The sequence below is a fragment of the Alicyclobacillus dauci genome (assembly GCF_026651605.1).
In the GTDB taxonomy this organism is placed as follows: Bacteria; Bacillota; Bacilli; order Alicyclobacillales; family Alicyclobacillaceae; genus Alicyclobacillus; species Alicyclobacillus dauci.
Genome location: NZ_CP104064.1, coordinates 3,248,128 through 3,260,742, shown reverse-complemented (window position 1 = coordinate 3,260,742; position 12,615 = coordinate 3,248,128). Strand labels below are relative to the sequence as shown.

At 51.4% G+C, this 12,615-nt stretch carries 13 protein-coding genes; 6 read left to right on the top strand and 7 right to left on the bottom strand.

The window, feature by feature from the left end:
- The first annotated feature begins 46 nt into the window (after nt 1-46).
- The 5 genes from NZD86_RS16545 (at nt 47) to NZD86_RS16525 (ending at nt 5,327) form a co-directional block, all read left to right on the top strand.
- On the top strand, nt 47-1,555 hold the full coding sequence (locus tag NZD86_RS16545) for a carboxypeptidase M32 (RefSeq protein WP_268043153.1): 1,509 nt from the start codon (nt 47-49) through the stop codon (nt 1,553-1,555).
- Between the two features lie 31 nt (nt 1,556-1,586).
- Nucleotides 1,587-1,898 (top strand): DUF1806 family protein, encoded by a 312-nt coding sequence (locus tag NZD86_RS16540; protein WP_268043151.1) that lies wholly within the window; start codon nt 1,587-1,589, stop codon nt 1,896-1,898.
- Between the two features lie 40 nt (nt 1,899-1,938).
- A complete protein-coding gene (locus tag NZD86_RS16535) occupies nt 1,939-2,646 on the top strand; it encodes a PIG-L family deacetylase (protein ID WP_268043150.1) in 708 nt (235 codons plus the stop codon).
- A gap of 11 nt (nt 2,647-2,657) precedes the next feature.
- Nucleotides 2,658-3,833: an acyl-CoA dehydrogenase family protein gene (locus tag NZD86_RS16530; protein WP_268043149.1), complete on the top strand. Its 1,176-nt coding sequence runs from the start codon at nt 2,658-2,660 to the stop codon at nt 3,831-3,833.
- A 252-nt stretch (nt 3,834-4,085) separates the two neighbouring features.
- The gene (locus NZD86_RS16525; RefSeq protein ID WP_268043148.1) at nt 4,086-5,327 is read left to right on the top strand and encodes a YeeE/YedE family protein; all 1,242 of its coding nucleotides are present in this window, start codon (nt 4,086-4,088) and stop codon (nt 5,325-5,327) included.
- Between the two features lie 207 nt (nt 5,328-5,534).
- Here NZD86_RS16525 and NZD86_RS16520 read toward each other — a convergent pair whose 3' ends face one another.
- The 7 genes from NZD86_RS16520 to NZD86_RS16490 all read right to left on the bottom strand — a co-directional run bounded on the left by NZD86_RS16520 (nt 5,535) and on the right by NZD86_RS16490 (nt 10,493).
- On the bottom strand, nt 5,535-5,897 hold the full coding sequence (locus tag NZD86_RS16520) for a hypothetical protein (RefSeq protein WP_268043147.1): 363 nt from the start codon (nt 5,895-5,897) through the stop codon (nt 5,535-5,537).
- A 58-nt stretch (nt 5,898-5,955) separates the two neighbouring features.
- Nucleotides 5,956-7,113 carry a glycosyltransferase gene (locus NZD86_RS16515; RefSeq protein ID WP_268043145.1) on the bottom strand — a complete coding sequence of 386 codons (1,158 nt, stop codon included), beginning with the start codon at nt 7,111-7,113 and terminating at the stop codon, nt 5,956-5,958.
- A gap of 18 nt (nt 7,114-7,131) precedes the next feature.
- Nucleotides 7,132-7,869: a CDP-alcohol phosphatidyltransferase family protein gene (locus NZD86_RS16510; RefSeq protein ID WP_268043143.1), complete on the bottom strand. Its 738-nt coding sequence runs from the start codon at nt 7,867-7,869 to the stop codon at nt 7,132-7,134.
- Nucleotides 7,866-8,606, bottom strand: coding sequence for a phosphocholine cytidylyltransferase family protein (locus NZD86_RS16505; RefSeq protein WP_268043141.1), 741 nt, complete (start codon nt 8,604-8,606; stop codon nt 7,866-7,868). Before NZD86_RS16505 ends, NZD86_RS16510 begins: the two co-directional genes overlap by 4 nt.
- A 113-nt stretch (nt 8,607-8,719) precedes the next feature.
- The gene (locus NZD86_RS16500; RefSeq protein WP_268043140.1) at nt 8,720-9,115 is read right to left on the bottom strand and encodes a hypothetical protein; all 396 of its coding nucleotides are present in this window, start codon (nt 9,113-9,115) and stop codon (nt 8,720-8,722) included.
- Between the two features lie 25 nt (nt 9,116-9,140).
- Nucleotides 9,141-9,893, bottom strand: coding sequence for a peptidylprolyl isomerase (locus NZD86_RS16495; RefSeq protein ID WP_268043139.1), 753 nt, complete (start codon nt 9,891-9,893; stop codon nt 9,141-9,143).
- Between the two features lie 84 nt (nt 9,894-9,977).
- Nucleotides 9,978-10,493 carry a DJ-1/PfpI family protein gene (locus NZD86_RS16490; RefSeq protein WP_268043138.1) on the bottom strand — a complete coding sequence of 172 codons (516 nt, stop codon included), beginning with the start codon at nt 10,491-10,493 and terminating at the stop codon, nt 9,978-9,980.
- 305 nt (nt 10,494-10,798) lie between these two features.
- Between NZD86_RS16490 and NZD86_RS16485 the strand changes: the two genes are divergently transcribed.
- Complete coding sequence (locus NZD86_RS16485; protein WP_268043137.1) at nt 10,799-12,607, top strand: AMP-dependent synthetase/ligase; 1,809 nt, start codon at nt 10,799-10,801, stop codon at nt 12,605-12,607.
- Nucleotides 12,608-12,615: the final 8 nt, after the last annotated feature.

Genomic DNA, 12,615 nt, shown 5'->3' with positions numbered 1-12,615 from the left:
AATGAGGCGAGAAAGACTTGCAATTGACAACACACGAGGTGAGGACATGTCGAATAAAACGCTCGAATCATTCCGGGAGCGAATTCAGGAACTCGTTTATCTTCGCGAAGCATTGAGCTTAATGGAGTGGGATTTACGCACGGGGGCACCGAAAAAGGGACATCAGTTGCGAGCTGAGGCAATCGGCTACCTGGCATCACGGCACCACGAACTGTCAACATCTGCGGAAATGGGAGAATGGCTCGAAGCGCTGTCTGAACCGAACGTCTTGAAAACGTTATCCGATATCGATAGGGCCTTGGTCCGCGTGGAGAAGAAACAGTTTGACAGGATGCACAAGATTCCCAGTAAGCTCATGCACGAGTATCAAATCCTCGTTTCTACTGCTGAGTCGGTGTGGGAAGACGCCAAAGCGCAAAACGATTTTCCGATGTTCCTCCCTTACTTAGAGAAAATCGTTGCCATCCAAAAGCAATTTATCGACTACTGGGGCTATGAAGGGCATCCGTACAACACACTGTTGGACCAATACGAGCCGGGTATGACAGTAGAGCATTTAGACACGCTATTCGGCGACTTGCGCAGCCATCTTGTGCCGCTTGTTCACGCCATTGCTGAAAAAGGGCTTCAGGTTGACCCGACGACGTTTGTACATCAATACAGCCTGGATAAGCAGCAGGAATTGAATCGACTGTTCCTGCAAGGTATGGGATATGACTTTGCTGCGGGGCGGATCGACACAACCGTCCATCCATTCCAAACGACGATTAATCGGTACGATGTTCGTGTGACGACGCATTACAATTTGGATGACTTGCGCGAAACGCTGTTTGGCACGATTCACGAAGGTGGACATGCACTTTATGAACAGGGTATTTCACGTGATCTTATCGGGACCAGCCTGTCCGAAGGAACGTCCATGGGCATTCACGAGTCGCAATCCCGGTTTTGGGAGAACATGATTGGCAGATCCCTTCCATTTTGGGAGCATAACTACGATCTCGTCCAAAAAGCGTTTCCGTCCGTTTTTGCCAACGTGCCCTTACATGATTTTTACCGTTGGATCAATCACGTTGAGCCGTCCCTCATTCGGACAGAGGCCGACGAAGTGACATACAACCTGCATATTATGGTGCGTTACGAGCTCGAAAAGGGTCTTTTCAGCGGCACATACGCGGTGGCCGATCTACCACAGTTGTGGCGTGAGAAGATGAAAGATTGTCTTGGCGTTGTGCCGGAGGATGACGCCACCGGTGTCCTTCAGGACGTACACTGGGCGGGCGGATCGTTCGGTTATTTCCCGTCCTATGCACTTGGAAATCTCTACGCGGCCCAGTTCCAGCACACACTGCGCAAAGCGATACCTGATTTGGATGAACAGGTTCGCACGGGAAACGTGCACGTGATTCGTGAATGGCTGCGTACACAAATCCATCAGTACGGCAAGATGCAGGAACCTGCCGAGATCGTCATGCGCGTTACGGGTGAACCGCTGTCCGGTGCGTATTTGGTAGAGTACCTGCGCGATAAGTATAGAGCGATATACAAGCTGTAGTTGACCAAGGTTTTGGGTGAGAGGTGAACGCATGCGGGAACTAACCATTGACGAGGCAAAGCAGTGGCTCCAGACTCGAATCGGTCGTACCGTGTACTTACATATGGAGTCCAATCCGGAGGGCTACATCAGGAATATACCCGTTCATCTACGCGCAGTTCACATCCGTGGTGAAGGGCCATATCGCGTTTACGTGGAATGGGATAACCCACAGGGGATTCTGCAAGTAAATGATATAACGGATGTATACGAGGATGAGGCTGTTTTGGTCTTTACCGCTTATGACACACAAACTCGAATCTCACATAACCTTGAAATTAGCGTACAGCCCCTATCAATGTAATTCAGTTCACGAATCCACGACAATTGCGAGGTGAGCTTTGATGGCAACCGTGGTGGCAGTGTTTGCTCACCCAGATGATGAGTCGTTTATTTGCGGCGGATCGCTTGCGAAGTTGGCTCAAGACGGACATCGAGTCGTATTGGTCTGCGCGACACTTGGCGAAATGGGCCGGCGAATGGGTGTCCCTGTCATAGCGACCCGTGAATCCATCGCCAACGTTCGTGAAGGGGAATTGCGGGCTGCGTGTACCGCACTTGGCGTTCATCGACTAGAACTTCTGTCCCTGCGTGACAAGACACTTGAGATTCAACCAGAGAAGCAGTTGGCACGGCTCGTGTTCGATGTGCTGGAGGAGGAAGCTCCGGACGCCGTGATCACCTTTCACGATCCGCTCGGCGGACACCCGGATCACTGTGCCATTGGCCGAGCCGCCACAGCGGCATATGAAGCGTTCGTTGACCAGAGTTCAAAACGGGCTCGCTTGTTCTATGTCGCTTGGGGAGATGACGTTGAAACGTATCGCCGAAATCCCCAACCAGTCGTACAAATGGTGACCGTCAACATTCGTGAAACGAAGGCTGCGAAGCTAGCCGCATTCCGAGCCCACAGGAGTCAGTCCGGCCTCAATCGAAGCATTTGGGGAGCCGACAAAAAAGCGCTCGGAAACATGTCTGACAATGAATACTTTATCCTGACCCAAGGCCCTAGTTTGAAGAGACCGAATGCGTTGTTGGATCAGGATAACTAGGAGGGACGCATATGCGTTTAGATGACTATTTCGTCACATCGGAAGTTGAACGATCTCGTCTCAAGTTGATTAAAGAGCTATCGGAGACATTTGCAGAGCGAGCTGCCAAACATGACGAAGCGGGCAGTTTTCCTCATGAAAACATCGAGGACTTAAAAGCGGCAGGCTATGTCAAGTGGACTGTTCCTAAAATCTATGGTGGCGAGGAGATCAGTCTGCGGGAGTTTCTCATGTACCAGGAGCAGTTGGCGAGAGGGGACGGATCGACAGCGCTTGCCATTGGCTGGCATGTTGGCATGATTCTCAATTTGAGAGCGAGCCATGCCTTCCCGGAGCCGATCTTTAAAGACTTATGCGAATCCATCATGCAAGGCAGCGGCCTCATCAACAGTTGCGCGAGCGAACCGGCTACAGGCAGTCCTAGTCGTGGAGGGCGACCAGAAACGACGGCCACTAAGACTGACGGTGGTTATCGCATCACTGGACGGAAAACATTCAGCACACTGTCTCCGGCGTTGGACTTCATTCTCGTGACCGCTGGTATCGCAGACTCGGAAGAAGTCGGGGAATTCATTGTACGCGGGAAAGACGTTCGCATCGTGGAGACATGGAACACGCTCGGAATGCGGGCAACAGGCAGTCATGACATTGTGTTGGAAGACGTTTTTGTGGACGATGCTCACGTGGTGACCATAAAACACCCAAGCGAAAAATCTCAGCGCAACAATGATGGCGGTGGTTGGATGTTGCATATCCCAGCCTGTTATCTCGGGGTCGGGCTTGCAGCGCGGGACTTTGCCATGAAGTTCGCGGCAACGTATCAGCCAAACAGTTTGCCGCACCCCATCGCCGATGTACCTCACGTGGAACAAAAACTTGGGGAAATGGAACTGAAGCTCATCAGTGCCCGGACATTTATGTATGATTTAGCATCGCGGTGGGATCGAGCAACGGAGGAGGAACGTCCCCGTTTGCGCCCGTACTTTGGAGCGGTGAAGACCCAAGCCACGAGTTCTGCCTATGAAGTTGTCGATCTCGCCATGCGCGTCGTTGGCGCCCGCAGTCTAGCAAAGAGCTTGCCGCTCGAACGGTACTACCGGGACGTTCGTGCAGGACTGCATAATCCCCCCATGGACGACGTTGTATATAAGATGCTGGCTAAGCAGGGGACGGCAGAGTTTCGCTGATTTGTACATCGTGAATGAAGGACATTGATCTGCTGATCATTTTTTTGCACGAACGTTGGTTCAATACAGCTGAAATCGAAGACGCAGGGATGGCGCGACCAACGACTTGGCGGATAACGTTGGTGTCGCAGTCCTGTGTTTTCATTTTCATATCTGGTAAGAATTAATCCGACAAAACACATCTTCAAAAGTTGAATAAGTTCCTTTCCTGTTGTAAGATGATTACCGTTGCGAATGGGAGGAGGCTTATCAATGGCGGTATCAAATGACGTACTTCATTTAGATAATCCAAGTCCTGCACTGAAACAGGACAAAGGAAATCGCGGTGTCAATCGCGGATTTATGACGTTTGCACTTATTCTCTTTCTCGTAGGGACGTTGTATATCGGCTTTGCCGTGTCATGGCTCCAGGCCGTGATTTATCTCGTCGGCGGCGTACTTGGTGTCACGCTTTATCATGCACGTTACGGTTTTACAAGTGCTTGGCGTAATTTTATTGTGGATCGCCGGGGGGCAGGGTTACGAGGTCACATGGTGATGTTTCTCGTCGCCAATGTCCTTTTTCTACCGTTAATTGAAGTTGGACACATATTCGGTCACGCAGTTAAGGGGTCCGTAGCCCCCGTGGGAATCTCTGTATTTGTTGGGTCTTTCCTATTCGGTCTAGGCATGCAAATTGCAGACGGCTGCGCGTCCGGTACGCTGTTTCATACTGGTGGCGGTGACGTCCGAGGTGTACTCACCATTGTCGGGTTTATCATTGGATCCGTTCTCGGCAGTTGGAACTTTGCATGGTGGCAGAACACTTGGAACATGGGACCGGTCTCGTTTGTTCAGTCGTTCGGGCCAACGGGTGGATTCTTGTTTAGCTTGCTCCTGCTAGCGATTGTCTTCTTTGGCACGATTGTCTGGGAACGCCGCAAACACGGAAATTTGCAGTCCATTGTTGCAGGATCCGGTAAGGGATGGAAGTCTATCTTCAAAGGCCCTTGGTCGCTCCTGACTGGAAGCATCATTCTTGCAGTGGGTAACGCAGTGGTCATGATCCTGTCTGGAGGCGCATGGGGTGTAACGTTCGCGTTTGCACTGGTAGGCGCGAAAATTTCCCAGGCCATCGGGATTCCCATTACGCACTGGGGATACTGGCAAAGTGCATCAAACGCATCGGCGCTGCACGCAAACATGTTTGCTAACACCACGGTTGTACTGGATATCAGTGTCATGGTCGGTGCGCTACTGGCGGCAGCTATGGCAGGTAAGTTTCCTAAACCGTACTTTAAGCGCTACCCAACGCGGATGCTTGTCTCCGTCGTTCTAGGTGGAATTGTCATGGGCTACGGTGCTCGCATTGCGTTCGGTTGTAACATTGGGGCGTACTTTGACGGAATCGCGTCGTTCAGTCTGCACGGTTGGGCATGGATGGTTTGCGGGTTCATCGGAAGCATCATCGGCGTCCGCCTACGTCCGCTGCTGGCGTTTGTAAACAAGTCATGAGCGGTTTAAACGTGAGAATGACCGTGTAGTTTAAAATGGGTATCGAAATATAGTAGTAGGGCCAATGTCCAAGGATTTCTTTGGGGATTGGCCCTTGTTTTAAGTGGATACATCAGGAGTAAATGGAAGAGTCACGAGTTGTTTGAAGATACGTTTGATGTGGCAAAAAGGGCCGTGAGCAAAACCGTCGTTGGTAATTTGGGATAATCAGGTCTGGGTGGCGTATGCACCAATGGCGAGCCGCTCCTCAAGGTCAGCGATTTGGTGATTGTGCCGACTGATTCGCTTGTCCATGAGCTCAATGCGGCCCTCAATGGCTCTTGTCGTCGACAAGACATCGGCAACCATTGTGATGAGTTGGGTGACATGATGATCCGTACTTGCTCGCTGTACATCTGCGGAATCCATTCTCTCAGTGAGTGCGTCAACGCGCTCCTCGATGGCGGTGACGCGCTCCTCGATGGCGGTGACACGCTCTTCGATGACGCCGATCCGCTCTTCAATGACGTCGAAGCGGTTGTCCATGGCGTTGAATCGTCTTTCGAGATACTCAAACAGTTCGCGGTCCAAGCTTTGCTCACCTACCTTGTACCTTCATCATAGCATCTTGGAATGATAAAATGTCCGCTCAATTTAGAGAAAAACTTGTCGGTAGGTGTTGAAGTAGTGCGGCTTCGATTTGCTTTCCACGGGACTCCCAAGTCTGTTCCTGTAAAAAAGGCTGCCTTAACGCCGGCGAGTCCTTCCTCTTGCCTCGAAGGATCATGTCAATAGCTGACGCGCCTTCGTCAGAGTTGTTGATGATCCAAACGTGATCCACGAACTTGCGCATTTCGCGAGTCGGTGTGGCAAGTACTTCCTTCCCAGCTGCGAGGTATTCGTATACTTTAACCGGGTTCACACTCTCCGTCAGCTTGTTGTTGGCGAAGGGGTACAAACACAGATCGAACCCTGCTAAGAACTGCGGCAGTTCGTCATACGGCTTTCGGCCGAGAAAGTGAACGTTCGGCAACGCACGAACAGCTGTGACATCCGTCTCGACGGGACCCACAAACACGAATTCCATGTTTGGTCGGGCTGTCGCCAAGTTGCGGATGAGATCGAAATCTAACCAGCTACCGATACCTCCGATGAACCCGACACGCGGAGATGCGATATCAGATAGGTCCGGGTGTTCGGATGCGTTAAACGTCTTTCTGAAATGGTCCAGTTCAACCGCGTTTGGAACGAGTTGAACGTGACTGTGGAGTGACTGCATTCGTTCGGCAAGTGCGTCCGCCGTAGCGAATACGGTGCGGCTCGCGTAGGCCATCTCGGCCTCCAATGAGTCGATCACGTCGCGGCGGACGAGACCGCCGAATGCGCCGTGATCGTCGACGCAGTCATAAAATGTGGCAATGGGACTGAGCCACGGAATCATATCGACAGACGATGGCAGGTTGGATAGGAGAATAATGGGGCCTGTTACATGCTGACGAATTTGCCGGGCGAGGAGCCGTTGATTGAACCGGTTGATCCAACGCACAACGTGATAGAACGGTAGCGTTGTCACCGGTTTGAGGACTTTCACGTCCGTGTCTTGACGGATGTTCACGTCTGCAATCGGATGTCTTGGAAGCATCCGTGCGCGGAGACTGGGATTGCGAAAGGGCCCAATGAGGGTTACAGGTGGCTCCACAAACAGAACGGGCCATCCTCGCCCCGCCAACTGGCGGGCAAGGTGGTGTGGCCGGGCCGTGATGCCTTCCCATGGAACAGCGGATGTGATGACTACGGTAGGATACATGACGGTTCCTCCAACTTGTTACACGAATCCTTTGCGAAGCTTGATGTACTGGATGACTGGGCGATATATGCACATTAATGCGCCGACAATGCCCACAAAAATGAAGAACGGAACCACCGCGTCAAAGATGATGAACACGAGCAACGCGAAGTACTGTTCACCAATGAGGAACCCTCGAAAGGGAACCAGGGCACGCAAGCGCTGCGCTCGTGCGAATCCGTCTCCATCAGCAGGTGACTCATGGGCGGGCGACGGTTCACCCGTCTGCGTAACGTTTGCCCGGTTGACCGGTTTGCCCATGCGAATCTGTCCGTAATACTCAAGGAGATACAGAACAAACAGAGCAAACATCGCGTACATCCAAACGCGTTCTTCTTGTCCGTGAACTTTCGTCCATCCATAGGCCAGGCTGAAATAAATAGAGAACTCTTTGATGCGATCCGCCACTTGATCGATCCAGCCACCGACCAGTGAAAACTGCTGCTTGTAGCGAGCGAGTTGACCGTCACCGCAATCGATGACATAGGAAATCTGTACGAGCAGCAGTCCCCATAGAACATCGGAATACGACCCTTGGGCGAAAAAAGCACAGCCGATGAGTGCGATGACGAGAGACGAAATAGTGAGGACATTCGGTGTGATTCCCGTGTTTCGAATCAGGTAGACCAGTCGAATCGATAGTGGGTAATAAATGAAATTGGTCCAAATATCGATCGGACGTTTTGCACAGGCATTGATCTTCGCAAGTTCACTCATGCTTTATCCACCGCGGGGAAAGCGCGCAATACTTCCTGTACGGCATAGTCATAGTCTTCCGGGAAGTCGACTTCAACACACGGAAGCCCCGTAATGTCGACCGCATACATGTCATGCTTGTCCGTCATGGCGTCCAGGGCATACTCGAAAAACTTCATTTCGTTGCCTTCGACCGCCGTGTCAAAGACGGTTTGACGAAACCGCTTTGCAAAGTCGCCGGTAAAATTCGCAACGCCAATGAACTCACCGTAGCTGGTTTCCGGATTTAAATGTTTCCCGATGGCAGTGATCTGTGTATTGTCAACTTGGACCTTCACTTCTTCTTCCCGGCATTGTTTTCGGTCAATCGCCAGGAACCCGCCACCAGAATGTTCACTTAAGCGCTTGATAATGGTCTGTTCGAAGACAACGTCCGCGTTCATGTAGTAAAAGTCATCAGAGAAATCTTCGAGGGCGCGCTTGAGGGAGAACAACGTATTGGTTGTCTCAAAGTCGGGATTTTCGATATATGTCACGGCCATGTCCGGGTGATGCTCTGCGATATGTGCTTGAATTTGTTCCTTTTGGTACCCGACCACGACGCGAATGTCAAAGACACCAATAGACTTTAGCGCATCTAACTGCCAGTCCAGAATCTTTTTCGGGCCCATATCAAGCAAGCACTTGGGGTGGTTATCTGTGAGTGGACGTAATCTCATGGATCGCCCAGCGGCTAAAATAATACTGGTTGCCGTCACTTGGCGGTCAACTCCTATTCAAACGAAATAGTAGAAACAAAAACGATTCCTATTATTTAAGCAACCTCATCGTGAAACGTCAAGAAACGCGGGGGACTGTCGTCCCACGCGTGTTAACCTTTGGCAAATTCAATATAGCCATCTTTTCCATCACGATTAACGAATATCTCAGTTGCGTGATACTTTTGCTGCCCAAATTGGACGACCCCTGCCGTCTCGTAAAGCGTTCCATTGTTTTCGTGTCGCATCAGTTTTCTCGTCGCAAACGTCCTGGACTGACGGCCGTTCAGGTACATGTTGACGTAGTAAGTATCCTGACCGTGTGTCAGATTCCATTGTTCACCAGTACTGTTTGACGGAATTGGCTGCATCTTTGCGGCTATGCGAATATCATTGTTCGGTGTCGTTTGTACATGATCAGGCAATGGAACCGAACCGCCAGAGCGGAGGCGCATGACAGCTACGGCAACGATGATTAAGATGGCCAATAACCACTGACCGCGTCTCATAAGGGAAAGCGCTCCTTCACGTGGTTCAGTGAACTTGAATATCGACGGACTCAATGTATGCCGTCTTGGTCGGATAGCTCGGTTCCTGTGTTTGCGGGTTCGTCGTCACTGGAATTGCCGCGATTTTATTGACAACGTCCATACCGCTCGACACTTTCCCGAAAATCGTGTAGTTCGGCTGACTGTTCAGCGAGTCAACATCACTGCCTGTGCCGATAAAGAACTGGCTTCCGTTCGTGTTCGGCCCCGCGTTTGCCATTGCCACGATACCAGGTGCATACTTCGTTTTTGGTGGCAACTCGTCGGCAAATTGGTATCCCGGTCCGCCGGTGCCATTGTTGTTTGGGTCGCCTGTCTGAATCATGAACGACTGCATGATTCGGAAAAATTTATCATCATGGTAAAAACCGTGCTGCGCGAGAAATACGAAATTGTTCACGGTCTTTGGGCTATCTTTCGCCATTAATTGGATGGTGAAATCGCCGTAATTCGTGTGAACCACTGCATCGTAATTCTTGTTTGGGTTGATGGTCATTTTCGGAGGCGAGGACCAGCGCTGAGTCGTTGTGGTCAGCTTCGGTGCGTTGGATGAATCACTGGTATTCGCCGCTCCGCTCTGTCCTTGATTGCCCGTTTCCGACTGATTGGCAGACCCCGCAGTTTGATTTCCATTGGACTGGTCTGTCGTTTGGTTTTGACTGGGTGCACCACAGCCTGCAGTGAGTGCAATGGCCATTACGGCAATAGCGGCTCCAACTGCTGGTTTGCGAAATTGCATTGTGAATCTCCTTTCACTCATTAACTTGTCCCATCATAACACGTTATGGTGACAACATTCCCCTGTACGTAAACGACATGACAACTATTGGGTAAGGTCCAAACGCTCGAAGACCATTTTTGAAAATGTTGCCGATTGTGTCCCGTCTGAGGAAATGACATTGGCGTCGACTGTAACCGGCTCAATTGTGTGGATAGCGTGCCTCAGAAGATGCCCAAACGTCTTGACCACATGCGCTGGGGCACTGTATCGAGTACCGCCCAGCAATCCCGCGCCCGCTAGGCAAATGACACCTTCCTTTGATGTTGCGATCCAGCCTCGATGCCCGTCATACTGTCTCAGGAAGCGATGCAGTCGAATGTCACCCCACACCTCAGATGCGTACTGTCCGCCAGGAATCACAATTAACTGTAGATCCCAAGGAACTGTGTCCTGCAACGAAGTATCTGCTAAAACACGTATACCTTCAGCCGTGGTGACAGGGTGTCCGTCCAGCGATAACACACGCAGTCGAAAACCCCGGTGGTTCAATTGCTGGAGCAGTTCCGACAGGTCGCCGAACGAACAGAATGGCAGTGCGATGAGCGCTGCTTTGTACATAACCCTGTCCTCCTTGCGTTGGCACAATTCGTCTCCCCTATCCTAACAAATTGCGGGACAAGGAGGGAACAAAATGCGCATCCTGTCGATAATTCGTCGGATCTACATCTCGTCGTTCGAGGTCCCGTCGTGGGGTGTCGCTGCGGATCAATTAAATGATAGTTCACAAAAATAATTCATAAGATAAAGCAGGCATTTCTGAATGGACAGCGAAATGATATAAAATGACACAATGTCATTTTGCGCTCCGTCGAGCGTGCTTCTTTTAGCGATCACCTGAAAGCGCATACAGGGAGGCTTGCCGTATGAATGAATCTGTCTCGTTTGCGTCTTTGCCAGAAGCTTTCTTTGCCACGGCTCAAAAATTTCCGCAAAATTTAGCGCTTGTCGATCCGCCGAGTGTAGGCACACCACCACTCACCTACAGCGAAGCGCGTCGGTTCGTCATGTCCGCGGCACAATGTCTGATCGATTTAGACGTTCACAAGGGGGACCGCGTTGGTTTGATATCCATCGGACGGTCCTGGTGGCCAATTTGCGATTTAGCCATCATGTCGGCGGGGGCGTGGACGGTGCCCATTTATCCCAGTTTACCGGCAAACCAAGTTGGTTTTATCGTTCGTCACGCGGGGCTACAGGGAATGTTTGTGGAAGACGAAAGACAGTTTGAAAAATTGGTCAGGGCCCACGAGGAAGAACGCTTGCCCCTTCGTTTTGTCGTTGTGTTGAACGACGAGGCATTTCACAAAGTGTGCGGGACGGCATCCCCATGGCCGGTCTTTCGTTATCAGACGTGGATTCACAGTGTGTCGGGTGAGGAAGCCGTTCAGGCTGTCATCAACGCGATCACACTGGATGACCCTGCCACAATCGTCTACACGTCCGGGACGACCGGCACGCCGAAAGGTGTCATGCTAACCCATCGAAACATCCTGGCGAACCTCGATGGAATCCGCACACGGCTCGAAATTCGGTCGGATGACATCCACTTGTCCTATTTGCCCTTGAGCCACATCTTGGAGCGTACGTGTGGACAATTTATCGTTCTGCTCAGCGGCGGCTCCGTCAACTATGCCGAAAGCATTGATACGATTGTTCGAGACTTCTCCCGTGTTCGTCCGACGACGTTCACCACCGTCCCCCGACTGCTCGAAAAAGTACAGGAACGAGTGGAGGCACAAATGCGGCAAGCTGGAGGGATGAAACAGCGGCTGTTTGAGAAGGCAATTTCAACAGGGGTTCGTTCACGCGTTGAGGGACAGTCGGTGTCCGCGATGGGCCTTGCACTTTATGACAAGCTTGTCTTCGACAAGATCAAACGCGTGATGGGCGGTCGACTGCGGATGATTGTAAGTGGTGGCGCACCACTCGCCCCGCACGTGGGACGCTTCTTCATGGCACTGGGCATGCCGATTGTTGAAGGCTACGGAATGACAGAGTCATCTCCGGTCATCTCTGTCAATTTACCGAGTCATCCGCGTTTGGGTACAGTGGGTCAACGCTTACCCAATGTCGACGTACGGATCGCGGAGGATGGCGAACTGCTTGTTCGTGGGGCGAGTATTAGCCCGGGGTATTACTTGAACGACGAAGCGAACAAACAGGCGTTCACGGAGGATGGTTGGCTGAAGACTGGAGATATGGCAGAAATCTCCGAGGACGGATTTATTCGGATCACGGATCGGAAAAAGCATTTACTCGTTCTGTCAACCGGAAAAAAGGTGACGCCTGCCCCGATTGAAAACGATATCATTCAAAGTCCATTCATCGATCAAGCCTGCCTCGTGGGCAACGGACGCAAGTTTGTCTCTGTCATCATCGTGCCGAATGACGAGGCCGTTGCAGCTTGGCAGAGCCAACAAGCAGAGTCAGGTGAGGATTCCGCGCAAATTTACAACTTGTTGCAGGCGGAAGTAGCGCGAACGACTGCAAGCTACGCAAAGTTCGAGCACCCAAAGGCAGTCATTATCGCAGAGCCCTTTACGATTGAAAATGACATGTTGACACCAACCCTGAAAGTGAAGGCAAACAAAGTCGTTGAGGTGTATCAAGAGCGGATCGACGTAGTGTATGGAACTCCGTCCCAGAACGATACCCGCGCCGTTCATCAGTGATAAAGGGA

Coding starts and splice junctions, on each gene's coding strand:
- NZD86_RS16545 (WP_268043153.1), top strand. CDS start 47: ATGTCGAATAAAACGCTCGAATCATTCCGGGAGCGAATTCAGGAACTC.
- NZD86_RS16540 (WP_268043151.1), top strand. CDS start 1,587: ATGCGGGAACTAACCATTGACGAGGCAAAGCAGTGGCTCCAGACTCGA.
- NZD86_RS16535 (WP_268043150.1), top strand. CDS start 1,939: ATGGCAACCGTGGTGGCAGTGTTTGCTCACCCAGATGATGAGTCGTTT.
- NZD86_RS16530 (WP_268043149.1), top strand. CDS start 2,658: ATGCGTTTAGATGACTATTTCGTCACATCGGAAGTTGAACGATCTCGT.
- NZD86_RS16525 (WP_268043148.1), top strand. CDS start 4,086: ATGGCGGTATCAAATGACGTACTTCATTTAGATAATCCAAGTCCTGCA.
- NZD86_RS16515 (WP_268043145.1), bottom strand. CDS start 7,113: ATGTATCCTACCGTAGTCATCACATCCGCTGTTCCATGGGAAGGCATC.
- NZD86_RS16510 (WP_268043143.1), bottom strand. CDS start 7,869: ATGAGTGAACTTGCGAAGATCAATGCCTGTGCAAAACGTCCGATCGAT.
- NZD86_RS16500 (WP_268043140.1), bottom strand. CDS start 9,115: ATGAGACGCGGTCAGTGGTTATTGGCCATCTTAATCATCGTTGCCGTA.
- NZD86_RS16495 (WP_268043139.1), bottom strand. CDS start 9,893: ATGCAATTTCGCAAACCAGCAGTTGGAGCCGCTATTGCCGTAATGGCC.
- NZD86_RS16490 (WP_268043138.1), bottom strand. CDS start 10,493: ATGTACAAAGCAGCGCTCATCGCACTGCCATTCTGTTCGTTCGGCGAC.
- NZD86_RS16485 (WP_268043137.1), top strand. CDS start 10,799: ATGAATGAATCTGTCTCGTTTGCGTCTTTGCCAGAAGCTTTCTTTGCC.